The sequence below is a fragment of the Chromobacterium sp. W521 genome (genome assembly GCF_052805975.1).
In genome coordinates, this window is the sequence record NZ_JBRBAF010000003.1 from 116,422 (window position 1) to 138,853 (window position 22,432).

Consider the following 22,432-nt stretch of genomic DNA (forward strand, 5'->3'; position numbering starts at 1 on the left):
TCCTTATACTTTCGTCATGGCCGCTGAGCGGCGCGAGGGAGACGGAACGATGATCTGGCAAACCCATGAAGTGAGCAACCAGTACGAAGAACTGGCTGATTATTCGCTGTACGACAGCGATCCGGCCTTGCGCGAGGTTCTGCTGCGCGCCGACGCCGGCTGGGCCGAGGCCGGGCTGCGCGCTTACGGCGAGCGCCTGGGGAGGGCGGATAGTTTCGAACTGGCGGAGCAGGCCAACCGCCATGTGCCGGAGCTGCGCGCTTTCGACCGCCGCGGCCGCCGCGTCGACCAAGTGAACTCCCACCCGGCCTGGCACCAGTTGTTGACGCTGTATCGCGAGCAGGGCCTGGTGAGCATGCCTTTCGACAGCGAACGGACAGGCCGCTGGAGCGCGATGATGGCCGGAATCTATCTGCATGGCCAGGTGGAGGCCGGCAGCCTGTGCCCGGCCACGATGACCCAGGCCGGCATCCCCTTGCTGCGGCGCGAGCCGGGGTTGTGGGCGTCGTTGGGCGACAAGCTGTTCAGCCGCGTTCACGACAGCCGCGATTTGCCGCTGGAACGCAAGACGTCGGCGTGGATAGGCATGGGCATGACCGAGAAGCAGGGCGGTTCCGACGTGCGCGCCAACACCACGCAGGCGACGCCGCTGGGGGGCGGAGGCCGAGGCGGCGAATACCTGCTGCGCGGCCACAAATGGTTCTGGTCCGCGCCCATGTGCGATGCTCACCTGGTGGTGGCCAAAACCGTCGACGGCGCGCCGTGCTGCTTTTACGTGCCGCGCTGGCGGCCCGACGGCGAGCGCAACGCGGTGCGGATCCAGCGTCTGAAGGATAAGGTGGGCAACCGCAGCAACGCTGGCTGCGAGGTGGAGTTTCAGGACGCCTGGGGCGTGTTGATTGGCGAGGAGGGGCGCGGTATTCCCACCATCATCGAGATGGCCGGCTACACCCGGCTCAACTGCGTGATCGGCAGCGCCGCGCTGTTGCGCCAGGGCGTGGTGCAGTCCTTGGCCTACGCGCGGCGGCGCATGGCCTTCGGCAAGCGCTTGGCCGAGCAGCCGCTGATGCGAGCGGTGCTGGCGGATTTGGCCTTGGAGAGCGAGGCGGCGCTGCAGGTGGCGGCGCGTCTGTCTGAAGCCTTCGAGCGCGATGACGCGCCGGCGCAGCGGGGGTGGAAACGCATCGTCACGCCTGCGGCCAAGTTCTGGGTGTGCAAGCGGGCGGTGGAGTTCAGCGGCGAGGCGATGGAGGTGTTTGGCGGCAACGGCTATGTCGATGGGCCGATGGCGCGCGCGTATCGCGAAGCGCCGCTGAATTCGATCTGGGAGGGCTCGGGCAATGTGATGTGTCTGGATGTGATCCGGGCGCTGCAGCGCGAGCCACAAGCCTGGCAGGCGTTATTGGAGGATTTGGCGGTTCTGTCCGGCGGCGATCCGGCGCTGGCCGCGGCGCTGGCGCAATTGCGAGAGCTGGCCGCCAGGCCGGCCGAGCTGGAGCCCCTGGGCCGGCGCTTTGCACAATTGCTGGCGCTGACCGCGCAGGGCTGCCTGCTGACGCGTCATGCGCCGGCGGCCTTGGCGCAGGGTTTCGTCGCCAGCCGTTTGAGCGATGGGCAGTGGGGGCGGGTGGCCGGCGCGTTGGATGCGAATCGCTTGCAGGTCGACGCGATCTTGCAGCGCGCCTTGCCGGCCTGAGCCGGTCTCAGAACGTGTTTGCGATCCGCGAGCAAGGGCGACGCAATCTCAGAGCGCGTCGCCCGGCACCCGCACCCAGCCTTCCATCAACACCCGAGCGCTGCGGCTCATGACTGCCTTGGTTACCGTCCAGGCCCCGTCTGCCTGGCGGGCTTCTGCGCCGACGCGCAAGGTGCCGGACGGGTGGCCAAAGCGCACCATCCGACGTTTGCCGCCGCCGGCGGCCAGATTGACCAGGGTGCCGGGAATCGCCGCCGCGGTGCCGATGGCCACCGCGGCGGTGCCCATCATTGCGTGGTGCAGTTTGCCCATGGACATTGCTCGCGCCAGGAGGTCGATGTCGGCGGCGCGCACTGGTTTGCCGCTGGAGGAGAGGTAGTCGGCCGGAGGCGCGACGAAGGCGATCTTGGGCGTGTGCTGGCGGCTGGCGATGTCGTCCAGCGTCTTGATCAGGCCCATCTTCAGCGCGCCGTGGGCGCGTATGGTTTCGAAGCGCGCCAGCGCCGCCGGATCGGCATTGATCGCGTCCTGTAGTTCAGTGCCGCTGTAGCCGATGTCGGCGGCGTTGACGAAGATGGTGGGAATGCCGGCATTGATCAATGTGGCCTGGAAGACGCCGACGCCGGGCACGTCCAGCGTGTCCACCAGGCGTCCGGTGGGGAACATCGCGCCGCCGTCGCCGTCGCCCTCATCGGCCGGATCCAGGAACTCCAACGGCACCTCGGCGGCGGGGAAGGTGACGCCGTCCAGTTCGAAGCCGCCGGTCTCCTGCACTTGGCCGTTGACGATGGGGACATGGGCGACGATGGTCTTGCCGATATTGGCCTGCCAGATGCGCACCGCGCACACGCCGTCGGCGGGAATGCGCGCTGGATCGATCAGGCCGCCGGCAATGGCGAAGGGGCCGACCGCGGCGGACAGATTGCCGCAGTTGCCGCTCCAGTCTACGAAGGCCTTGTCTATGCCGACCTGGCCGAACAGGTAGTCGACGTCGTGGCCGGGACGCGAGGAGGAGGACACGATCACGGTCTTGCTGGTGCTGGACGTGGCGCCGCCCATGCCGTCTATCTGCTTGCCGTAAGGGTCCGGACTGCCAATCACCCGCAGCAGCAGCGCGTCGCGCGCCGCGCCCGGCTGGCGCGCGGCCTCCGGCAGGTCCTGCAGCCGGAAGAACACGCCCTTGCTGGTGCCGCCGCGCATATAGGTGGCGGGGATGCGGATCTGGGCTGGGTGGTTCATGTGCTTGTTTTCCTGTGTTTGTGGCGGCTCTGTTATCGGTGCGCCGCTGTGTTCATTGTGTCCGGGCGCTTAGAACCTGTTCAAAGTCTGCGGCGCTTCGTGAAGCCTTGCACGGTGAGTACAAGCTCAAAATGCTCATGTACCCCTCGCACATTCCGCTTTTTCGCTAGTTTTCGCCTTGTCTCGCTCTTGCTCGCGAGGCTTTGAATCGGCGCTTAGCGCTTGCCAGGTCGCTTCTAGGACGGCGTCCTGGTTATACAGAATATCGTTGTTCCAGAAACGCATGACTCTGAAGCCTTGCGCCTGCTGCCAAGCGTCGCGCGCGGCGTCGCTGCGGCTTTCGTGATGCTGGCTGCCGTCCGCCTCTATGATCAGCCGCGAGCCGAAGTGGACGAAATCGACGATGTAGGGGCCGATCGGCTGTTGGCGGCGGAATTTCTCGCCGTTCAGCCGGTGGGCGCGGAGCTGCTTCCAGAGTCGCTGTTCGGCGTGGGTCATATTGCGCCGTAAGGACTTGGCGAAATCGAGCTGGCGCATACCCCTCTCCCGCAGGGGGAGAGGGGTTCAGCCTCCCGCGCCTTCCAAAAAGTCCTGAGCGAAACGCTGCAACACGCCGCCGGCTTCGTAGATCGACACTTCTTCCGCGGTGTCCAGCCTACAGGTCACCGGCACCTGCGCGGTATCGCCGTTCCGGCGGTGGATCAGCAGCGTCAGTTCGGCGAGCGGCTGGCGTCGGCCTACCACGTCGTAGGTCTCGGTGCCGTCCAGCGCGAGCGTCTTGCGGTTGACGCCGGGCTTGAATTCCAGCGGCAGCACGCCCATGCCGATCAGGTTGGTGCGGTGGATGCGCTCGAAGCCCTCTGCGACGATGGCCTCGACGCCGGCCAGCCGCACGCCCTTGGCCGCCCAGTCGCGCGAGCTGCCCTGGCCGTAGTCGGCGCCGGCGACGATGATCAGCGGCTGCTTGCGCTCCATATAGGTTTCTATCGCCTCCCACATCCGCATGGTCTTGCCTTCCGGCTCGACGCGGGCCAGCGAGCCCTGTCTCACCGAGCCGTCTTCGTTCAACACCATTTCATTGAACAGCTTGGGGTTGGCGAAGGTGGCGCGCTGCGCGGTCAGGTGGTCGCCGCGGTGGGTGGCGTAAGAATTGAAGTCTTCCTCCGGCAGGCCCATCTTCGCCAGATATTCGCCGGCGGCAGAGTCCGGCAGGATGGCGTTGGACGGCGACAAGTGGTCGGTGGTGATGTTGTCGGGCAGCAGGGCCAGAGGGCGCATGCCGCGCAGCGTGCGCTCGCCGGCCAGCGCGCCCTCCCAGTAAGGCGGGCGACGGATATAGGTGGACTGCGGCCGCCAGGCGTACAGCGGGCTGGCCTTGGCGGCGGTGTCGCGGCGGATGGCGAACATCGGTTCGTACACCTGTCGGAAATGCTCTGGCTTGACCGCCTGGCGCAGCACCGCGTCTATCTCCGCGTCGTCCGGCCAGATGTCCTTGAGCCGGATCTCCTTGCCGTCGGCGACGCCGAGCACGTCTTTTTCGATGTCGAAGCGCATGGTGCCGGCGATGGCGTAGGCGATCACCAGCGGTGGCGAAGCCAGGAAGGCTTGCTTGGCGTAGGGGTGGATGCGGCCGTCGAAGTTGCGGTTGCCGGACAGTACCGCCGTCGTGTACAGGTCGCGCTCCACGATTTCCTGCTGGATCTTGGGTTCCAGCGCGCCGGACATGCCGTTGCAGGTGGTGCAGGCGAAAGCGACGATGCCGAAGCCCAATTGTTCCAGCTCGGACAACAGACCGGCTTCCTTCAAATAGAGTTCGACTGCCTTGGAACCCGGCGCCAGCGAGGACTTCACCCACGGTTTGCGAATCAGGCCCAGGCGGTTGGCATTGCGCGCCAGCAGGCCGGCGGCGATCACATTGCGGGGGTTGGAGGTATTGGTGCAACTGGTGATGGCGGCGATGATCACCGCGCCGTCCGGCATCAGGCCCTGGGCCTCTTCTGCGCGCGCCTGCGCCAGGTTCACGGCGATGCCGCGTTCGGCGAGAGCCGATACCGGCAGCCGCTTGTGCGGATTGGACGGGCCGGCCAGATTGCGGCTCACGCTGGACAGGTCGAAGCGCAGCACCCGTTCATACGCGACGTTTTGCAGCGTGTCGGCCCATAGGCCGGCGGTCTTGGCGTAGGTTTCCACTAAGCGCACCTGCTCGTCGCTGCGGCCAGTCAGCTTCAGATAGGCGATGGTCTGTTCGTCGATGAAGAATAGCGCCGCGGTGGCGCCGTACTCCGGGGCCATATTGGAAATGGTGGCGCGGTCGCCCAAGGTCAGCGCCGCCGCGCCCGCGCCGTAGAATTCCAGATATGCGCCCACCACCTTTTGCTGGCGCAGAAATTCGGTCAGCGCCAGCACCACGTCGGTGGCGGTAATGCCTGGGCCGGGTTTGCCGGACAGTTCCACGCCGACGATGTCCGGCAGCCGCATCCACGATGCGCGGCCCAGCATCACGTTTTCGGCTTCCAGGCCGCCGACGCCGACGGCGATCACACCCAGCGCATCCACGTGGGGGGTGTGGCTGTCGGTGCCTACGCAGGTGTCCGGGTAGGCCACGCCGTTGTCGGCGTGGATGACCGGCGACATCTTCTCCAGATTGATCTGATGCATGATGCCGTTGCCGGCCGGGATCACGTCGACATTGTCGAATGCGTTCTTGGTCCATTCGATGAAATGGAAGCGGTCCTCGTTGCGCCGGTCTTCGATCGCTCGGTTCTTTTCGAAAGCCTTCGGGTCGAAGCCGCCGCATTCCACCGCCAGCGAGTGGTCGACGATCAATTGCACCGGCACCACCGGGTTGACCTGGGCCGGATCGCCGCCCTGGTCTGCGATGGCGTCGCGCAGGCCGGCAAGATCCACCAGCGCGGTCTGGCCCAGGATGTCGTGGCAGACCACGCGCGCCGGAAACCAGGGGAAGTCGCGCTCGCGCTTGCGATGGGCGATCTGTTCCAGGCATTCGCCCAGCAGCGCCGGTTCGCAGCGGCGCACCAGGTTTTCGGCGTGGATGCGGCCGGTATAGGGCAATTGCTCCCAGGCGCCGGGGAGGATGGCGTTAACGGCGGCGCGGGCGTCGAAGTAGTCGAGTCCGGTGCCGGGCAGGGGAATGCGGTAAGCGGTATTCATCATGTCTTGACCAATTTGAAAATCAGGGCGGGAGCGCGGCGGCCCCCGGTCCGGTCAGCGCTGTTCCAGCGGCACGAATATCTGGTCTTCAGGGCCAATGTAATTGGCGCTGGGCCGGATGATTTTGCCGTCCTGACGTTGCTCGATCACGTGCGCGCTCCAGCCGCTGGTGCGGGCGATCACGAACAAGGGGGTGAACATGGCGGTGGGCACGCCCATCATGTGGTAGCTGACCGCGGAAAACCAGTCCAGATTGGGGAACATTTTCTTGATGTCCCACATCACGGTTTCCAGCCGTTCGGCGATGTCGAACATCTTGCTGTTGCCGGCGGACTTGGACAGTTCGCGCGCCACATCCTTGATCACCTTGTTGCGTGGATCGGAAAGGGTGTAGACCGGGTGGCCGAAGCCAATGACCACTTCCTTGCGTTCCACGCGCGCGCGGATGTCCGCCTCGGCTTCGGCCGGGGTTTCGTAGCGCTGCTGAATGTCGAAGGCCACTTCATTGGCCCCGCCGTGTTTGGGGCCGCGCAGCGCGCCGATGGCGCCGGTGACGGCGCTGTACAGGTCCGAGCCGGTGCCGGCGATGACGCGGGCGGCGAAGGTGGAGGCGTTGAACTCATGTTCGGCGTACAGATTGAGCGAGGTGTGCATTGCGCGGACCCATTCCTGCGGCGGCTTTTCGCCGTGCAGCAGGTGCAGAAAGTGCCCGCCTATGCTGTCGTCGTCGGTTTCCACTTCGATGCGCTTGCCGTTGTGGCTGAAGTGGTGCCAGTACAACAGCATGGAGCCCAGGCTGGCCATCAGCCGGTCGGCGATATCGCGCGCGCCGGCCTGGTTGTGGTCGTCTTTCTCCGGCAGGGCGCAGCCCAAGGCGGACACGCCGCTGCGCATCACATCCATCGGGTGGGCGCTGGCCGGAATCGCTTCCAGCACCGCCTTCACCGCCGCCGGCAGGCCGCGCAGCGATTTCAGCTTTTTCTTGTAGCCAACCAGCTCGGCCTTGTTCGGCAGCTTGCCGTGCACCAGCAGGTGGGCTACTTCTTCGAACTCGCAGCGTCCTGCGAGGTCGAGGATGTCGTAGCCGCGGTAGTGCAGATCATTGCCGCTGCGGCCTACTGTGCACAGCGCGGTGTTGCCGGCGGCCACGCCGGACAGAGCCACGGATTTCTTGGGTTTGATGCCAACAACGGTTTCGCTCATGCTTTTCTCCTTATCGCAGACCTGCGGAATAATTATTTTTCGTAGAAAACAGCCAGCCAGACGCTGTCCTGCCCCGGCGCGGTCCAGGCCACGCGGTGGCGGCGGCGCGCCGCGATGGACACGCAATCGCCCGGCGTCAGCCTGAGACGCTGGGGCGGGTCCTGGCATTCCAGTTCGGCCGCTCCGGACAGCAACAGCACCCATTCTTCTTCGTCCTGCTCATACCAGAACCCGTCCGGCGAATAATGGCCGCGCGAGACGATGCGTTCGACGCGGAATCCTTTCGCGCCGCTGAATAAAGTCTGCAGCAACTCTTCCGGCAACTGGGCCGGAATGTCGTCGAACAGATTATTCGGCACCATGGCCTTCCTGGCGGAACAGCGCGTCCAGCTTTTGTTCGTAGGCGTGATAATCCAGGTGGCTGTAAAGCTCGGCTCGCGTTTGCATTGCGTCCAGCACCGCTTGCTGGCCGCCGTCGCGGCGAATCGCGCCGTAGACGCCGAGCGCGGCCTGGCTCATCGCGCGGAAAGCGGACAAGGGATAGAGCACCAGCCCGACGCCGTGTTCGCCCAGCTCGTGGGTGTTGAACAGCGGGGTGGCGCCGAACTCGGTGATATTGGCCAATACGGGTACCTTCACCGCTTCGGCGAAGCGACGGTACATCGCCAGCTCAGTCATCGCTTCCGGAAAGATCATGTCTGCGCCGGCCTCGACGCAGGCGACGGCGCGCTCGATGGCGGCGTCCAGCCCCTCGACCGCCAGCGCGTCGGTGCGCGCCATGATCACGAAGTCGTCGTCGCGACGCGCATCCACCGCGGCCTTGACGCGGTCCACCATCTCCGCCTGGCTGACGATGGCTTTGTTGGGGCGGTGGCCGCAGCGCTTCTGCTGTACCTGGTCCTCTATGTGCACCGCGGCGGCGCCGGCTTTTTCCAGGCTGCGGACCGCGCGGGCGATGTTGAAGGCGCCGCCCCAGCCGGTGTCAATGTCCACCAGGAGCGGCAGTTCGGTCACGTCGGTGATGCGGCGCGCGTCGATCAGCACGTCTTCCAGCGTGGTGATGCCCAGGTCCGGAATGCCGCAGGAGCAAGCGGCCACGCCGCCTCCGGACAGATACAGGGCTTTGAAGCCGGAGTGCTCGGCCAGCCGGGCGGCGTAGGCGTTGACCGCGCCCACTACCTGCAAGGGCTGTTCTTGTGCTACCGCCAGACGGAAGCGTTGGCCGGGTGTGCTCATCGCGTTGGATTCCTTTATTGCGGGCAAAGCCAAGGCCCGGAAGGGCTTGCGCCGGAAGCGAGAAGACGATTCCGGGAACTATTGGCTTTGATTGTTATCTCTATGTCATTCAAGCAAGTGCTTGGTAGGAGTGTAAGGGCTGGTTTGCGCGCTGGCAATACGGTTAAAACAAATGTTCAAGTTTTGTTCGAGGTCTGTTATGTTTCGCAGCTGAATCGCGTGGGGGAACTCATCGCAAGCGCGGTGGTCTAGTCACAGTCCACATAAACGACCACAAACACGACCAGTGGGCAAATCAGGGAGCATAACAACGACATGAGTGATCGGGATCTCGATCAACAGTTGGTGGAGCGTGCCCAGCGAGGTGAAAAAAGAGCTTTCGATCTGCTTGTTGCCAAGTATCAGCGACGTCTCGCCAGGTTGTTGTCGCGGTTTATCCGCGACGGCGCTGACATCGAGGATGTGACGCAAGAAGCGTTTGTCAAAGCGTATCGTGCCTTGCCGTCGTTTCGTGGCGAGAGCGCGTTTTACACATGGCTGTACAGAATCGGCATCAATACTGCCAAGAATTTCCTTAGCGCCTCCGGACGTCGTCCGGTGGTCAACAGCGAGATAGAGGACGAGGACGGTGAAAGCTTCGACATGGCGTCGCAGCTGCCTGACCTGAACACGCCCGAAACCGAGCTGATGAACAAGGAGATTCTGGCAACGGTCAATGCCGCCGTGGAGGCTTTGCCGGAGGAACTAAGAACCGCAATTTCGCTCAGGGAAATGGACGGTCTATCCTACGATGAAATCGCCAAGGTGATGGATTGCCCGATAGGCACCGTGCGCTCGCGGATTTTCCGGGCGCGCGAGGCGATTGCTGCCGAGCTCAGGCCTTTGCTGGATACGGCCAAGAACAGAAGGTGGTAGGTATGAAAGAAACGATATCCGCGATGATGGATGGCGAACTGGACGACACTGACATAGCCAGAGCCATCGCTTCCATTTCATCTGACAAGCAACTGGATGCAGCCTGGGGCGAGTATCACTTGATTGGCGACGCGATGCGCGCCAACCGCATGGTTGCGCTCAATGTGCGAGAGCAGGTCGCCAGCCGGCTGGCGGACGAGCCCACGGTGCTTGCGCCGCGGCGCTGGTTGCGCCCGGCTCGCGCCCGCACCGCCGGCGCGGTGGCGCTGGCCGCCAGCGTCAGCTTTGCCGCCGTGGTGGGCTGGCAGCAGCTGACGCATCGCGGCGAGCCGGCCTCGTTGGTGGCGGACAAGGGCGTTCCGGTGCAAGTGGTTCAGCCGGCGCAAGCCAGCCAGCCCGAGCGCGACGATCCCTATCTGCTGGCTCATCAGGAAGTCACCTCCGATCAAGGCAATATGAAAGTATCCTACGGAAACGGAGCTCGCCGTTAAATGCGTGTAATTCCTCTGATCAGCTTGATGGTTGTGGCGGCGGCGCCTGCCGCCCATGCAGAGGATGACTGGCAGCTGCTGCGCAATGTGGCGGCTGCCGGACGCCAGCAGGCGCTGAACGGCACCTATCTGCACCAGATGAACGGCACGCTGGAAACCTTCCATATCGTCAGGGAAGGGCAAGGCGACGCCATGCGGGAAAAGCGGACCTCGTTGGACGGGCCTTCCCGCGAAATTGTCCGCAAAGGCAATGAGCTGGCCTGTTTCGCGCCGGACAAGAAAGCCTTGAACGCGGCCAAAATCAGCGCGATGCGCTTGTTTCCGGCCTTGCTGCCGGAAGACATGAGCGAGATCAATCAGTCGTATTCGCTCAAGCATGTCGGCAGCGACCGTGTGGCTCAGCGCGATTGCAATCTGCTGGAACTGCGGCCCAAGGACAGGCAGCGTTACAGCCTGCGCATGTGCGTGGAGCCGCTGACCTCCTTGCCGTTGAAAATGGTGACCCTGTCGCCCAAGGGCGAAGCGGTGGAGCAGTTTACTTTCACCGACTTAGACCTGACCGGCCCCAAGGATAAGCGCGCCTATCGGCCCAAGTTCGCGCAGAAATTCCTGTTGCGTTCGGGCGGCGCCTCCATGCCGCAGGCCGGCGCGCAGGTGGACAACGATGTGTCCGGCCTGCCCAATGGCTTCCACCTGCTGCGTTCGGTACAGCGCAGCTTGCCGGGTCAGGCGGGCAAGTCCGTGCGCCACATGGTGTATTCCGACGGCCTGGTGATGTTGTCGCTGTTTGTCGAGACGCAGCCGGAAGGCGCGCGTCTGGAGCGCAGCAGCAACCTGCACGGCGCCATCAATATGGCTACCGGCCCGCAGGGCAGCTATCAGCTGACCGCGGTGGGCGACATGCCCGAGCCGGCGATGATGGGGCTGTTGAAAGGGTTGAAGGTCAGCCTTAAGCCATGATGGCCAACCCCGTCGACGTTTCCGCAAGCCCGTCCGGAGGCCTGGTCTCCGGCGGCGCGCTTGCGCGGAGCGGCCCGGACGGGGCTCGAGCCGGCGTCTTGTCGCCGGCTCGCCTGTTTTTTCTGGCGGCGAATCTCGCGGCTGCGTGCCTGGCGCGCGGTCGATTCGACGCCGAAATCCGTCAGCCGGCATTCGCCGGCACGTCTTAAACCACAACACATCAAGATGGAGCGCTCATGCCGGTTAAAAAACTGATTGTTTCCGCCATGCTGGCGGCCTCTATTATGGCGGGCTCGGCGCCCGCTGCAATGGCCGCGGAACTGCCTGACTTCAGTCAGATCGTCTCTAACGAGGGCAAGGCGGTGGTCAATATCAGCACCAAGTCCACGGTGCGAGAGGTCAGCAACGATTTGCCCGAGGGCATGAGCGGCGACCCGTTCTTTGAGTTTTTCCGCCGTTTCGCGCCGCCGCGCGCCCAGGAGCGGCAAGAGTCGTCGCTGGGTTCCGGCTTCATTATTTCCGCCGACGGCTACGTGTTGACCAATGCCCATGTGGTGGCCCGCGCCGATGAAATTACCGTCAAGCTGACGGACAAGCGAGAGTACAAGGCCAAGGTGATAGGCTCCGACGCCCGCACCGACGTGGCTTTGTTGAAAATTGAAGCCGACAAGCTGCCGGTGGTGCGCCGCGGCGACGCCAATACGCTGAAAGTGGGCGAGTGGGTGCTGGCCATCGGCTCGCCGTTCGGTTTCGAGAATACCGCTACTTCCGGCATCGTCTCCGGCAAGAATCGCATGTTGCCGGATGAGACTTTCGTGCCCTTCATTCAGACCGACGCCGCGATTAATCCCGGCAACTCCGGCGGCCCGCTGTTCAACGCCAGGGGCGAGGTGGTGGGCATCAATTCCCAGATATTCAGCCGTTCCGGCGGCTTCATGGGTATTTCCTTCGCCATCCCCATCGACGTGGCGATGGATGTGGTTGGCCAGCTGAAAGCCAAGGGCCATGTCAGCCGCGGCAAGATCGGCGTGGTGATTCAGGAGCTGAGCCAGGACTTGGCCGCCTCCTTTGGCCTGGCCAAACCGGCCGGCGCCTTGATCAACGCGGTGGAACCCAACGGTCCGGCGGCCAAGGCCGGCGTCAAACCGGGCGACATCATTCAGCAGGTGGACGGCAAGCCGGTGGAGTCCGGTTCCGATCTGCAGCGGCTGATCGGCAGCATCCCTCCCGGCAAGCCGGTGACCTTGGGGTTGTGGCGCACTCGAGCGGCCCTCTCCGTCAAGGTGGTGCCGGTGGAGCAGCAGGACCAGGATCCAAGGCTGGCGCAGCGCGAATACCGCGGTTCGCAGCAGGAGCGGCCGGCCGAGCAGAGTTTCTCCCAGATCGGCCTGCGGCTGCAGGTGTTGAACCCGGCTCAGTTGCAGCGCGCCGGCATCAAGTACGGCTTGCTGGTGCGCGGCGCCAATAATGTGGCGATGCGCGCCGGCATTCAACCGGGCGACGTGATCGTGGGCATCGGCAGCGAACCGCTGGCCAATGTCGAGCAGCTGAAGTCCGCGCTGTCCGCGGCCAAGAAGGGGTCGTCGATCGCGTTGCAAGTGCTGCGTCAGGGGGTTACCCAGTTCATCCCGTTGCCGGTGGGCGACGGTAAGTGAAGCTGACGCTGTATTTTCGCGAGTACTGCAGCTTGTGCCATCAGATGCTGGCCGAGCTGCAGCCTTGGCGCGAACGTTACGGCTTTGAGCTGGATGTGGTCGATGTCGACGCCGACCCGGAGCTTGAGCGGCGCTTTAACGAGCTGGTACCGGTGCTGATGGAGGATGAGACCGAAATCTGCCATTGGCGTCTGGATCAAGCCGCATTGGCTGCACATTTGGGCGAAATCGGCTAAAATCCGCGCCAGTGTGAGTTTATGTCGGGGGCACTTGGGTGCCCCCGCTTGCTGGATGGGCTGTTAACGGCTTTAGAGGTCGCAATCCTGATGATGAGCCGCTTTCATCAGGCCCGCGGCTTCCATCGGCAGTTCCGGGCACGCTAGCGTGCCCTTATCTTTTGCTGGATATCATGAAAAACATTCGAAATTTCTCGATCATTGCCCATATCGACCATGGCAAATCGACCCTGGCCGACCGCTTCATTCAATTCTGTGGCGGCCTGGAAATGCGCGAAATGAGCGCCCAGGTGCTGGACTCGATGGACATCGAGAAAGAGCGCGGCATCACCATCAAGGCGCAGACCGCGGCCTTGAGCTATAAGGCTCGCGACGGCCAGGTCTATAACCTGAACCTGATCGACACCCCGGGGCACGTGGACTTTTCCTATGAAGTGTCGCGCTCGCTGTCCGCCTGCGAGGGCGCCCTGTTGGTGGTGGACGCCTCGCAAGGCGTGGAAGCCCAAACCGTGGCCAACTGCTACACCGCCATTGATCTGGGCGTGGAAGTGGTGCCGGTGCTGAACAAGATCGACCTGCCGGCGGCCGAGCCGGAGCGCGTCAGCCAGGAAATCGAAGACATTATCGGCATCGAGGCGGCGGACGCGGTGCGCGCTTCGGCCAAGTCCGGCATCGGCATCGAGGACATTCTGGAAACCATCGTGACCAAGGTGCCGCCCCCGGTGGGCAAGGCCGACGGTCCGCTCAAGGCGCTGATCATCGACTCCTGGTTCGACAACTACGTCGGCGTGGTGATGCTGGTGCGCGTGATCGACGGCTCGCTGAAGCCCAAGGACAAGATCAAGTTCATGGCCACCGGCGCTGAACATTTGTGCGAGCAGGTGGGGGTGTTCACGCCTAAATCCGTTCAGCGTCAGAGTCTGAACGCGGGCGAGGTGGGCTTCGTCATCGCCGGCATCAAGGAATTGAAATCGGCCAAGGTCGGCGACACCATCACCCTGGTGTCCAAGCCGGCCACCGAGGCGCTGCCGGGCTTCAAGGAAGTGCAGTCCCAGGTGTTCGCCGGGCTGTATCCGGTGGAAAGTCATGACTACGAATCGCTGCGCGACGCGCTGGAAAAGCTGCAACTGAACGATGCTTCGTTGAAGTACGAGCCGGAAGTGTCGCAGGCGTTGGGCTTTGGCTTCCGCTGCGGCTTCCTCGGTCTCCTGCATCTGGAGATCGTGCAGGAGCGTCTGGAGCGCGAGTTCGACATGGACCTGATCACCACCGCGCCCACGGTGAACTACGAAGTGGTGATGAAGGACGGCACGGTGGAAGTGGTGTCCAACCCGTCGCGGATGCCGGAAGCCGGCAAGTACGACGAGTTGCGCGAACCCATCATCACCTCCACCATCCTGGTGCCTCAAGATTATGTCGGCGCGGTGATGACGCTGTGCAACCAGAAGCGCGGGGTGCAGCGTAATATGCAGTACATGGGCCGCCAGGTGATGCTCACCTACGATCTGCCGATGAACGAAGTGGTGATGGATTTCTTCGACAAACTGAAGTCCACCAGCCGCGGCTACGCCTCGCTGGATTACGAGTTCAAGGAATTCCAGAGCGCTGATCTGGTCAAGCTGGACGTGCTGGTCAATGGCGAGAAGGTCGACGCGCTGTCGCTGATCGTGCACCGCGCCTCCAGCGTTTACCGCGGCCGCGAACTGGTGTCCAAGATGCGCGAACTGATTCCGCGCCAGATGTTCGACATTGCGGTGCAGGCGGCCATCGGCGGCCACATCATCGCCCGCGAGACGGTCAAGGCCTTGCGCAAGAACGTGTTGGCCAAGTGCTACGGCGGCGACATCACCCGTAAGAAAAAGCTGCTGGAGAAGCAGAAAGCGGGCAAGAAGCGCATGAAGCAGGTGGGCAACGTGGAAATTCCGCAGGAAGCATTCCTGGCAATTCTTCAAGTAGGGGACAAATAAGTGGGCGGAAATCTGTTCTGGGTGTTTGTCGTGGCGGTGGCGATCGGCGGCATGCTGATCGCTTTTGGCGGCAAGAAGCAAGAGGGCGCCAAGGATTGGCCGCAGGCGGTGCAGTGGGGCTACCTGGCGGTGCTGATCGGCGGTTTTGGCTTGCTGTCCAACTACATGAGCTTCACCGCGGTGATGCTGGTCTTTGTGCTGATCACCGGCGCGGTATGGCTGGCGGACAAGCTGGTGTTGGCCAAGCGCCGCGCCGCCGAGACCCCGGCCGGTCATTTCGTCGATTATTCGCGCGGTTTCTTTCCCGTGATTCTGGTGGTGTTCCTGCTGCGCTCTTTCATTGCCGAGCCGTTCCAGATCCCCAGTAGTTCGATGCGTCCGGGCCTGGTGGTGGGCGATTTCATTCTGGTGAACAAATTCACCTACGGCCTGCGCGTGCCGGTGTTGAACACGGTGTTCGCCTCGGTAAACAAGGTGGAGCGCGGCGACGTGGTCGTGTTCAATTTCCCGCCCAATCCCAAGGTCAACTACATCAAGCGCGCCATCGGCCTGCCGGGCGACGTGGTCGAGTATCGCGACAAGCGTCTGACCGTCAACGGCAAGCCGCTGCCGGACGCAGACGACGGCAACTACGAGTATCTGGAGCAGGGCCTGATGATGGTCAACGCCAAGCGCTACAAGGAAACCATGGGTCAGCGCACTTACTCGGTGCTGAACAACGAAGGTTCGCCTACAGTAGCCTTGAGCCAAGTGCAGGACTTCCCGTTCCGCGACAACTGCCGCTATGATGACAATGGTTTTGTCTGCAAGGTGCCGGCCGGCCATTACTTCATGCTGGGCGACAACCGCGACAACAGCCTGGACGGCCGCTACTGGGGCTTTGTCGACGACAAGCTGATGGTGGGCAAGGCCTTCATGATTTGGATGAACTTTGGCGACCTGTCGCGCATTGGCAAAACCATTCACTGATAAACGCAAGATCGCAAGCTCGGAGCGCATTATGCATTTCAGCCGTGAGAAGGGCCTGTCGCTGTTTTCCGTGTTGCTGGTGATGATCGTGCTGGGCGCGGTCCTCGTACTGGGCATGAAGGTGATGCCGGTGTACTCGGAGTATGCCGAGGTGCGCCAGGCTATCACCGCCTTGTCCGCACAGAGCAATGTCGGCGAGTCTTCGATTCGCCGAGATTTCAACCAGCGGGCCGGCGTGGCCGGCATCGCCTCGATCAAGGGTGAAAACCTGGTGGTGGTGGCCGGCGGTAATTTTGTGTACATCCGCGCCACTTATCAGCGCGAAGTGCCTTTGTTCTCCAATATCAGTCTGCTGTTCAAATTCGACACCCAAGCGGGCCAGCCCCCGCAATAAGCCAAGTGATACCAACCGACAATAGATTCCGGCGCCTGTGTCAGGCGCTGGATTACGCATTTCAGAAGCCGGAGTTGCTGCGTCAAGCCTTGACGCACCGCAGCTACGGCGCCGGCAACAACGAGCGTTTTGAATTCGTGGGCGACAGCATTCTCAACTACACGGTCGCCCGCATGCTGTTTGATCAATTTCCCAAACTGACCGAGGGCGAGCTGTCGCGGCTGCGCGCCAATCTGGTCAACCAGAACACCCTGGCCGAGATCGCCCACGAGCTCAAGCTGGGCGATTACCTCTACTTGGGCGAGGGCGAGCTGAAGAGCGGCGGTTTCAACCGGCCATCCATTCTCGCCGACGCGCTGGAAGCCACCTTCGCCGCTGTCAGCTTCGACTCCGATTTCCTGCGCGCGGAGCAGGTTGTGCGCCGGCTCTACGCTGAACGCGTATCGTCCATCGACACCACCCGTCAGGCCAAGGACGCCAAGACCCGCTTGCAGGAAGCGCTGCAGGCGCGCAAGCTGGCCTTGCCCAAATACCGGATACTGTTGCAAAGCGGCGAAGCCCATGAGCAATGGTTTCGCGTGGAGTGCGACTTGGGCGAACTGGCGATAGGCTCCACAGGCGAAGGCGGCAGCCGCCGCGCCGCCGAACAGCAGGCCGCCGAAGCGGCGCTGATCCTGCTGGAACAAAAACTCGCTGCGAGTAAGAAACGTATATGACTGAGATCCAATACCACTGCGGCTTTGTCGCCATCGTCGGCCGTCCCAACGTCGGCAAATCCACGCTGATGAACCATCTGATCGGTCAGAAAGTCAGCATCACCTCGAAAAAGGCGCAAACCACGCGCCACCGCGTCACCGGCATTCACACCGAGAACAATGCCCAGTTCATCTTCGTAGACACCCCTGGCTTCCAGACCTTTCACAAGGGCGCGCTCAACGAGACCTTGAACAAGAGCGTCAAGGATTCGCTGGGCAACGTCGATTGCGTGCTGTTTGTGCTGGAGGCGATGCGTTTCACCGGCGCCGACCGCGAAGTGATGGCCTTGCTGCCCAAGCGCAAACCGGTGATCTTGGTGGTGAACAAGCTGGACAAGGCCAAGGACCGCGACGCGTTGCAGGCCTTCATCGCCGAGGTACAGGCGGAATTCGCCTTTGCCGGCGTTGAGGTGGTCAGCGCCAAACACGGCCAGCGTTTGAGCGAGCTGCTGGAACAGGTGCGTCCGCACCTGCCGGAATCGATGCCGCTGTATCCGGAGGACATGGTTACCGACAAGAGCGAACGCTTCTTGGCCGCCGAGATCGTGCGCGAGAAGCTGTTCCGCTATCTGGGCGAAGAGCTGCCCTATGAAATGAACGTGGAAGTGGAGATGTTCGAGATGGACGGCGACTTGCGCCGCATCCATATCGGCGTGCTGGTGGACAAGGAGAACCAGAAGCCCATCGTTATCGGCCGCGGTGGAGAGAAGCTGAAGAAGATCTCCACCGAGGCGCGGATGGACATGGAAAAGCTGTTCGACGGCAAGGTTTTCCTGCAAGTCTGGGTCAAGGTCAAGTCCGGCTGGGCCGACGACGTTCGTTTCCTGCGGGAATTCGGCCTGGACTGAAGCTCTCATGCACTATCATTTGGCGCCGTCCTGTTGGACGGTGATTTTTTCTCTGCAGCAAGGCCAGGAGATGCCCGGCAGCCGCGAGCTGCTGGAACGCATCGCCCGACTGGCGGCTTGCCAGGCCGGCTTTCTTGGCCTGGAACGCGGCGAGCCGGGGCGGGACACCGTGTCCTACTGGGACAGTGTCGAGGCCATCGCCGCCTGGCGTCAGTGCGCGGAGCGCCTGATCGCGCAGCGTTACGGGCCGGAAGCCTGGTATCGGGTGTTCGCCTTCAACGTGAGCGCGGCCGCCGCATGTCCGCGGCCGTCGGCCGGGGGCGCCTGATGAGTCAGCCGGGCAGGGTAGATCGCCAACCGGCCTATGTGCTGCACGCGCAGCCCTACCGGGAAACCAGCTTGCTGGTGGAGGTCCTCAGCCGCGACCATGGCCGTTTCTCAGTGGTGGCGCGCGGGGCGCGGCGACCTCGGGCCGATCTGCGCGGCCTGCTGCTTCCGTTCCAGCCCCTGACCCTGTCTTGGTTCGGCAAGGGCGAGCTGCGCACACTGCACAGCGCGGACTGGGACGGCGGCGTGCCGCAGCTGTCCGGCCTGCCGCTGATCTGCGGCTTTTACCTGAACGAATTGATGATGAAGCTGACCGCGCGCGACGACCCCGAACCGCGCGCCTTCGCCGTCTACGACGCCGCGGTGCGCGGCCTGGCGCGCCAAAGCGGCCTGGCGGCGGTGTTGCGCCGTTATGAGCTGAGGCTGACCCAGGTGTTGGGCTACGCGCCCAGCCTGCTGCGCGACGGCGACGGCGCGGAGGTGGACGCGAGCGTCAGCTACTGGTGTCGGGGCAACGCCGCGCCGGAGCGCGACGCCGGCCAGAGCCTGGAGCGCGGGCTGCGGCTCAGCGGCGCCAGCCTGTTGGCGATAGAGGCCGACGACTACGCGGAGGCGTCCACCCGGCTTGAAGCGCGGGCGCTGATGCGGGTATGGTTGACCGCTTTATTGGGCGAGGAGCCGCTGGCTTCGCGCGAGCTATTGCAAGCCGTCAATTCCTTGTCGGATTGAGGCGAACCTAATCGGGAGTGAATATGATTCTGTTGGGCGTAAACATCGATCACGTCGCCACCTTGCGTCAGGCGCGCGGCACCCGTTATCCCAGCCCGGTGGAGGCTGCGCTGGTGGCGGAAACCGCCGGCGCCGACCTGATCACCCTGCATCTGCGCGAAGATCGCCGCCACATCCAGGACGCCGACGTAGTGGCGATGCGCCAGACGGTCAAGACCCGGGTCAACCTGGAAATGGCGATGACCGAGGAAATGCTGGCCAATGCGTTGGCGGTGAAACCGGAGGATGTGTGCCTGGTGCCGGAAAAGCGCGAGGAAGTCACCACTGAGGGCGGCCTGGACGCCATCGGCCACTTTGCCGATGTGAGCCGTTATACCCGCAGCTTGCAGGAAGCCGGCATTCGCGTGTCCATCTTCATCGACCCGGACCGCGCGCAGATTCAACGCGCTTGGGACGCCGGCGCGCGCGTGGTGGAGTTGCACACCGGCGCTTACGCCGACGCCCATGACGCCGCGGCGCGCGACGCCGAACTGGCGCGCATCCGCGATGCCGCCGTTTTCGCCGCCGAGCTGGGCATGGTGGTCAACGCCGGGCACGGTCTCAACTACCATAATGTGCAGCCGATCGCCGCGATTCCGCAGATCGCCGAATTGAACATCGGCCACGCCATCGTCGCTCAGGCGCTGTTTGTCGGCTTCGCCGAGGCGGTGAAGGAGATGAAGGCGCTGATGGCGGCCGCTCGCGGTTAAGCGCTGTGCCCACCGTCGTTACCCACGCCTTGGCCGGCGCCACGCTGGCCGGTCTGTGCGCGCCGCGGCCGCTGCGCGCGCCCGGCATGGCCGGGTGGCTGTTGCTGTGCGGCGCGGCGGCGATGCTGCCGGACCTGGACGTGATCACTTTCAAGCTGGGCATTCCCTACGCCAGCCCCTGGGGGCATCGAGGCATCTCTCATTCGCTGACGCTGGCCTTGATCGCCGGCGGCCTGCTTGCCGCCTTCGGGCGACCTTGGTGGCAGCGGCTGGAACTGGGGCCGCTGCGCGCCTTCGCGGTGTTGTGCCTGGCGGTGTCGTCCCATGCGCTGTTGGATATGTGGACCGACGCCACCCATGGCCCGGCGTTGGCGATGCCCTGGCACCAGGGGCGTTTCTTGTTCGACTGGCGGCCGATCGAGGGCTCGCCGTTGACGCCCAGCCGTTGGCTGGGCGCTAAGGGTCTTCGGGTGTTGAGCTCGGAGTTGCTGTACGTCTGGCTGCCTTGTCTGCTGCTGTGGATGGCCCGCGCGGTTTGGTTGCGAGGACGCGGGGAGGGCGGGCGATGATTTACGGCATTGGCACTGATCTGGTGGAAATCGAGCGCATGCGCGCGATGTTCCAGCGCTGGGGCTTCAAGCTGGGGCGGCGGATGCTGGCGCCGGCAGAGCAAGGGCCTTTTGCCGACAGCGCCGATCCGGCGCGCTTCCTGGCCAAGCGTTTCGCGGTGAAGGAGGCCTTGGCCAAGGCCTTGGGCATCGGCGTGCGCGCTCCGGCGCTGCTGACGGCGATCTGGGTCGAGCATGATGAATGGGGTAAGCCGCTGTTGGCGCTTAGCCCCGAATTGGAAGATTTTTTAAGCCAGCGCGGCGTGGGCGCGCGTCATCTGTCTATCAGCGACGAGCGTGGTCACGCGCTGGCTTTTGTGGTGCTGGAGCGCTCCGCGCCCGGCTAGATAGAAAGCAAACCGATGCAGCAGACTCAACAGAGCGCGGCCTTGCCGCGCGGGCCGGTGATGGCGGGCGTGGCCGGCCTGCGGCTGACGGACGAAGAGAAGCGGCGCTTATCGCATCCGCTGGTGGGCGGGGTGATCCTGTTCCGCCGCAATTTCCAGGACATTGAACAACTGAAGGCGTTGACTGCGGAAATCCGCGCGCTGCGCAGCCCGCACCTGTTGATTGCGGTAGATCACGAAGGCGGCCGGGTGCAGCGCTTCCTCGACGGTTTCACCCGCTTGCCGCCGATGCAAGTCTTGGGCCGGATGTGGGAGCAAGACCGTCCGGCAGCGCTGGCGCAGGCGGAGAATGTCGGCTACGTACTGGCGGTCGAGTTGTCCGCCTGCGGCGTCGACTTGTCCTTCACTCCGGTGCTGGACCTGGATTGGGGGCGCTGCGCGGTGATTGGCAACCGCAGCTTCCACCGTGATCCGGCCATCGTGGCCGAGCTGGCCGAAGCGCTGCAGCGCGGTCTGGCGCGCGGGGGCATGTCCACCTGCGGCAAGCATTTCCCCGGCCATGGCTTTGTCGAGGGCGACAGCCACCACGTGATGCCGGAAGACGGCCGCAGCCTGGCCGAACTGGAAGCGGACGACTTGGTGCCTTTTGGCCGCTTGGCGGCGGCGGGCATGGGCTCGGTGATGCCCGCCCATGTGTTGTACCCGGCGGTGGATGCGCAGCCAGCCGGTTTCTCGCGGGTCTGGCTGCAGGATGTGCTGCGCGGCCGGCTGGGTTTCGACGGCGTGATCTTCTCCGACGCTTTGGACATGGAGGGGGCGGCCGGCGCCGGCGGCTTCGTGCAGCGCGCCGACGCGGCGCTGGCCGCCGGTTGCGATATGGTGCTGGTTTGCAATGATCCCCGGCAGACCGATCTGATTCTGGCCAATCTGCGGGCGCCGGCGCAGCCGGACTTGGCGCGGCGGCTGGAGCGCATGGCCGGCAAGGCGGCGGATTGGGCGGCGGAACTGGCCTGCCCGGCTTTCGCCGCGGCGCGCGTCCAGGTGGAGCGTTTGAACATGCCGGCGGACGCGATGCGCGGGCCGGATGTGGGCGAGGCGAATTAGAGCCGTCGACAATGATCGGCGGAAAGACGGCCCGGACGCATGGACGCCCGGGCCGTTGTCGTTTGGAAAGGGCGTTTAAACAAACTGCACAGGCACGTAGAAGTCGCGTCCCGGACGGCTGACCAGCACTTGCGGCTGGCCCTGGATCACCGCGCGGAAGGCGCGCGGCAGCCGGCGCCAATCCATGAACTTCATCTTGATGCTGTCGTATTGCGCTTGAGTGTGTTCCATGGTGTTCTCCCGAAGGTTCAGTCCACTTTGTGGATGACGTTGGTGACGACGCCCCAGATATGGAAGGCGGCGTCTTCCGGCACCGGAATCGGCTGAAATTCCGGGTTTTCCGGCAACAGGCGGATGCCCTTGGCGGTTTTTTCCAGCCGCTTCACCGTGAGTTCGCCGTTGAGCGCCGCTACGACAACCTTGCCGTTGCGCGCTTCCGCCGCGCGGTCCACCACCAGCAGGTCGCCGTCGTGAATGCCGGCGCCCAGCATGGACTCCCCCTTGACCGTGACGAGGAAGGTGCTGCCCGGCCGCGGCGCCAGCCGGGCGTTGAGGTCCACGTCGTCTTCCTTGAGGTCGTCCGCCGCCACCGGCGAACCGGCCGGCACGCTGTTGGCGAACAGCGGCAGCGATAGTTCGCTGAGGTGGCGCGCCAGCGTGCGCACGTCGTCGGCTTGGGCGTTGTGGGCGGTGCGCCAGCTGCGGTAATCGTGCAGCCAGTCTTCCAGCACCGGCTTTAGCGGTTCCGGCACGCGGATGGCTACGGTCTTGTCGCCGCCGTAACTGGACTTGCGGCCGGCGCCGCTGCGTTTGCCCCCGTGGCTCATGGCTAA

General features: G+C 63.9%; 25 protein-coding genes. 17 read left to right on the forward strand and 8 right to left on the reverse strand.

Features of this window, described 5'->3' with window-relative positions; all coding sequences use genetic code 11:
* The first annotated feature begins 49 nt into the window (after nt 1-49).
* A complete protein-coding gene (locus ACUXV1_RS05215; protein WP_446014978.1) occupies nt 50-1,696 on the forward strand; it encodes an acyl-CoA dehydrogenase family protein in 1,647 nt (548 codons plus the stop codon).
* 48 nt (nt 1,697-1,744) lie between these two features.
* On the opposite strand, the gene prpF is transcribed toward ACUXV1_RS05215, so the two are convergent.
* The 6 genes from prpF to prpB form a co-directional block, all read right to left on the reverse strand.
* Nucleotides 1,745-2,935, reverse strand: coding sequence for a 2-methylaconitate cis-trans isomerase PrpF (gene prpF / locus ACUXV1_RS05220; protein WP_446014980.1), 1,191 nt, complete (start codon nt 2,933-2,935; stop codon nt 1,745-1,747).
* A gap of 135 nt (nt 2,936-3,070) precedes the next feature.
* Complete coding sequence (locus ACUXV1_RS05225; RefSeq protein ID WP_446014982.1) at nt 3,071-3,472, reverse strand: endonuclease domain-containing protein; 402 nt, start codon at nt 3,470-3,472, stop codon at nt 3,071-3,073.
* A 27-nt stretch (nt 3,473-3,499) separates the two neighbouring features.
* On the reverse strand, nt 3,500-6,106 hold the full coding sequence (acnD, locus tag ACUXV1_RS05230; RefSeq protein ID WP_446015134.1) for a Fe/S-dependent 2-methylisocitrate dehydratase AcnD: 2,607 nt from the start codon (nt 6,104-6,106) through the stop codon (nt 3,500-3,502).
* A 54-nt stretch (nt 6,107-6,160) separates the two neighbouring features.
* Nucleotides 6,161-7,309 carry a bifunctional 2-methylcitrate synthase/citrate synthase gene (gene prpC, locus ACUXV1_RS05235; protein WP_081556176.1) on the reverse strand — a complete coding sequence of 383 codons (1,149 nt, stop codon included), beginning with the start codon at nt 7,307-7,309 and terminating at the stop codon, nt 6,161-6,163.
* 32 nt (nt 7,310-7,341) lie between these two features.
* Complete coding sequence (locus ACUXV1_RS05240) at nt 7,342-7,671, reverse strand: cupin domain-containing protein (protein WP_446014983.1); 330 nt, start codon at nt 7,669-7,671, stop codon at nt 7,342-7,344.
* The gene (prpB, locus tag ACUXV1_RS05245; RefSeq protein WP_446014984.1) at nt 7,658-8,545 is read right to left on the reverse strand and encodes a methylisocitrate lyase; all 888 of its coding nucleotides are present in this window, start codon (nt 8,543-8,545) and stop codon (nt 7,658-7,660) included. Before prpB ends, ACUXV1_RS05240 begins: the two co-directional genes overlap by 14 nt.
* A 315-nt stretch (nt 8,546-8,860) precedes the next feature.
* On the opposite strand from prpB, the gene rpoE reads away from it, so the two are divergent.
* The 16 genes from rpoE (at nt 8,861) to nagZ (ending at nt 21,599) form a co-directional block, all read left to right on the forward strand.
* Entirely contained in the window at nt 8,861-9,460 is a 600-nt protein-coding gene (gene rpoE, locus ACUXV1_RS05250; RefSeq protein ID WP_043641588.1) for an RNA polymerase sigma factor RpoE, read from the forward strand.
* Between the two features lie 2 nt (nt 9,461-9,462).
* Nucleotides 9,463-9,951 carry a sigma-E factor negative regulatory protein gene (locus ACUXV1_RS05255; protein WP_043641589.1) on the forward strand — a complete coding sequence of 163 codons (489 nt, stop codon included), beginning with the start codon at nt 9,463-9,465 and terminating at the stop codon, nt 9,949-9,951.
* Nucleotides 9,952-10,911: a MucB/RseB C-terminal domain-containing protein gene (locus tag ACUXV1_RS05260; RefSeq protein ID WP_043641591.1), complete on the forward strand. Its 960-nt coding sequence runs from the start codon at nt 9,952-9,954 to the stop codon at nt 10,909-10,911. It abuts the gene before it with no gap.
* 236 nt (nt 10,912-11,147) lie between these two features.
* Nucleotides 11,148-12,566: a DegQ family serine endoprotease gene (locus tag ACUXV1_RS05265; protein WP_043641594.1), complete on the forward strand. Its 1,419-nt coding sequence runs from the start codon at nt 11,148-11,150 to the stop codon at nt 12,564-12,566.
* Nucleotides 12,563-12,802, forward strand: coding sequence for a glutaredoxin family protein (locus ACUXV1_RS05270; RefSeq protein WP_043641595.1), 240 nt, complete (start codon nt 12,563-12,565; stop codon nt 12,800-12,802). Before ACUXV1_RS05265 ends, ACUXV1_RS05270 begins: the two co-directional genes overlap by 4 nt.
* A gap of 173 nt (nt 12,803-12,975) precedes the next feature.
* Nucleotides 12,976-14,769, forward strand: coding sequence for a translation elongation factor 4 (lepA, locus tag ACUXV1_RS05275; protein ID WP_081556173.1), 1,794 nt, complete (start codon nt 12,976-12,978; stop codon nt 14,767-14,769).
* Nucleotides 14,770-15,738, forward strand: coding sequence for a signal peptidase I (gene lepB / locus ACUXV1_RS05280; protein ID WP_043641598.1), 969 nt, complete (start codon nt 14,770-14,772; stop codon nt 15,736-15,738). It abuts the gene before it with no gap.
* A gap of 31 nt (nt 15,739-15,769) precedes the next feature.
* Entirely contained in the window at nt 15,770-16,132 is a 363-nt protein-coding gene (locus ACUXV1_RS05285) for a DUF4845 domain-containing protein (protein ID WP_081556171.1), read from the forward strand.
* Complete coding sequence (gene rnc / locus ACUXV1_RS05290) at nt 16,129-16,848, forward strand: ribonuclease III (protein WP_370551764.1); 720 nt, start codon at nt 16,129-16,131, stop codon at nt 16,846-16,848. Before ACUXV1_RS05285 ends, rnc begins: the two co-directional genes overlap by 4 nt.
* A complete protein-coding gene (gene era, locus ACUXV1_RS05295; protein ID WP_019103645.1) occupies nt 16,845-17,735 on the forward strand; it encodes a GTPase Era in 891 nt (296 codons plus the stop codon). The genes rnc and era overlap by 4 nt, the downstream gene beginning before the upstream one ends.
* 7 nt (nt 17,736-17,742) lie before the next feature.
* Nucleotides 17,743-18,063: an antibiotic biosynthesis monooxygenase family protein gene (locus ACUXV1_RS05300; protein WP_114153215.1), complete on the forward strand. Its 321-nt coding sequence runs from the start codon at nt 17,743-17,745 to the stop codon at nt 18,061-18,063.
* On the forward strand, nt 18,063-18,791 hold the full coding sequence (gene recO / locus ACUXV1_RS05305) for a DNA repair protein RecO (protein WP_446014985.1): 729 nt from the start codon (nt 18,063-18,065) through the stop codon (nt 18,789-18,791). Before ACUXV1_RS05300 ends, recO begins: the two co-directional genes overlap by 1 nt.
* Nucleotides 18,792-18,814: 23 nt before the next feature.
* Nucleotides 18,815-19,540, forward strand: coding sequence for a pyridoxine 5'-phosphate synthase (gene pdxJ, locus ACUXV1_RS05310; RefSeq protein WP_019103648.1), 726 nt, complete (start codon nt 18,815-18,817; stop codon nt 19,538-19,540).
* A gap of 5 nt (nt 19,541-19,545) precedes the next feature.
* The gene (locus ACUXV1_RS05315) at nt 19,546-20,109 is read left to right on the forward strand and encodes a metal-dependent hydrolase (RefSeq protein ID WP_179140790.1); all 564 of its coding nucleotides are present in this window, start codon (nt 19,546-19,548) and stop codon (nt 20,107-20,109) included.
* On the forward strand, nt 20,106-20,495 hold the full coding sequence (gene acpS / locus ACUXV1_RS05320; protein ID WP_081556167.1) for a holo-ACP synthase: 390 nt from the start codon (nt 20,106-20,108) through the stop codon (nt 20,493-20,495). The genes ACUXV1_RS05315 and acpS overlap by 4 nt, the downstream gene beginning before the upstream one ends.
* Nucleotides 20,496-20,510: 15 nt before the next feature.
* A complete protein-coding gene (gene nagZ, locus ACUXV1_RS05325; protein ID WP_446014987.1) occupies nt 20,511-21,599 on the forward strand; it encodes a beta-N-acetylhexosaminidase in 1,089 nt (362 codons plus the stop codon).
* A gap of 75 nt (nt 21,600-21,674) precedes the next feature.
* Here nagZ and ACUXV1_RS05330 read toward each other — a convergent pair whose 3' ends face one another.
* Both ACUXV1_RS05330 and ACUXV1_RS05335 read right to left on the reverse strand, forming a co-directional pair.
* Nucleotides 21,675-21,830, reverse strand: coding sequence for a hypothetical protein (locus ACUXV1_RS05330; RefSeq protein WP_167604380.1), 156 nt, complete (start codon nt 21,828-21,830; stop codon nt 21,675-21,677).
* A 17-nt stretch (nt 21,831-21,847) separates the two neighbouring features.
* On the reverse strand, nt 21,848-22,426 hold the full coding sequence (locus ACUXV1_RS05335) for a LexA family protein (RefSeq protein WP_019102594.1): 579 nt from the start codon (nt 22,424-22,426) through the stop codon (nt 21,848-21,850).
* Nucleotides 22,427-22,432 lie beyond the last annotated feature (6 nt).

Bases quoted from the DNA above. Each gene is read 5' to 3' on its own strand.
- ACUXV1_RS05215 (WP_446014978.1), top strand. From the start codon at position 50: ATGATCTGGCAAACCCATGAAGTGAGCAACCAGTACGAAGAACTGGCT.
- prpF (WP_446014980.1), bottom strand. From the start codon at position 2,935: ATGAACCACCCAGCCCAGATCCGCATCCCCGCCACCTATATGCGCGGC.
- ACUXV1_RS05225 (WP_446014982.1), bottom strand. From the start codon at position 3,472: ATGCGCCAGCTCGATTTCGCCAAGTCCTTACGGCGCAATATGACCCAC.
- acnD (WP_446015134.1), bottom strand. From the start codon at position 6,106: ATGAATACCGCTTACCGCATTCCCCTGCCCGGCACCGGACTCGACTAC.
- prpC (WP_081556176.1), bottom strand. From the start codon at position 7,309: ATGAGCGAAACCGTTGTTGGCATCAAACCCAAGAAATCCGTGGCTCTG.
- ACUXV1_RS05240 (WP_446014983.1), bottom strand. From the start codon at position 7,671: ATGGTGCCGAATAATCTGTTCGACGACATTCCGGCCCAGTTGCCGGAA.
- prpB (WP_446014984.1), bottom strand. From the start codon at position 8,545: ATGAGCACACCCGGCCAACGCTTCCGTCTGGCGGTAGCACAAGAACAG.
- rpoE (WP_043641588.1), top strand. From the start codon at position 8,861: ATGAGTGATCGGGATCTCGATCAACAGTTGGTGGAGCGTGCCCAGCGA.
- ACUXV1_RS05255 (WP_043641589.1), top strand. From the start codon at position 9,463: ATGAAAGAAACGATATCCGCGATGATGGATGGCGAACTGGACGACACT.
- ACUXV1_RS05260 (WP_043641591.1), top strand. From the start codon at position 9,952: ATGCGTGTAATTCCTCTGATCAGCTTGATGGTTGTGGCGGCGGCGCCT.
- ACUXV1_RS05265 (WP_043641594.1), top strand. From the start codon at position 11,148: ATGCCGGTTAAAAAACTGATTGTTTCCGCCATGCTGGCGGCCTCTATT.
- lepA (WP_081556173.1), top strand. From the start codon at position 12,976: ATGAAAAACATTCGAAATTTCTCGATCATTGCCCATATCGACCATGGC.
- ACUXV1_RS05285 (WP_081556171.1), top strand. From the start codon at position 15,770: ATGCATTTCAGCCGTGAGAAGGGCCTGTCGCTGTTTTCCGTGTTGCTG.
- era (WP_019103645.1), top strand. From the start codon at position 16,845: ATGACTGAGATCCAATACCACTGCGGCTTTGTCGCCATCGTCGGCCGT.
- ACUXV1_RS05300 (WP_114153215.1), top strand. From the start codon at position 17,743: ATGCACTATCATTTGGCGCCGTCCTGTTGGACGGTGATTTTTTCTCTG.
- recO (WP_446014985.1), top strand. From the start codon at position 18,063: ATGAGTCAGCCGGGCAGGGTAGATCGCCAACCGGCCTATGTGCTGCAC.
- pdxJ (WP_019103648.1), top strand. From the start codon at position 18,815: ATGATTCTGTTGGGCGTAAACATCGATCACGTCGCCACCTTGCGTCAG.
- acpS (WP_081556167.1), top strand. From the start codon at position 20,106: ATGATTTACGGCATTGGCACTGATCTGGTGGAAATCGAGCGCATGCGC.
- nagZ (WP_446014987.1), top strand. From the start codon at position 20,511: ATGCAGCAGACTCAACAGAGCGCGGCCTTGCCGCGCGGGCCGGTGATG.
- ACUXV1_RS05330 (WP_167604380.1), bottom strand. From the start codon at position 21,830: ATGGAACACACTCAAGCGCAATACGACAGCATCAAGATGAAGTTCATG.
- ACUXV1_RS05335 (WP_019102594.1), bottom strand. From the start codon at position 22,426: ATGAGCCACGGGGGCAAACGCAGCGGCGCCGGCCGCAAGTCCAGTTAC.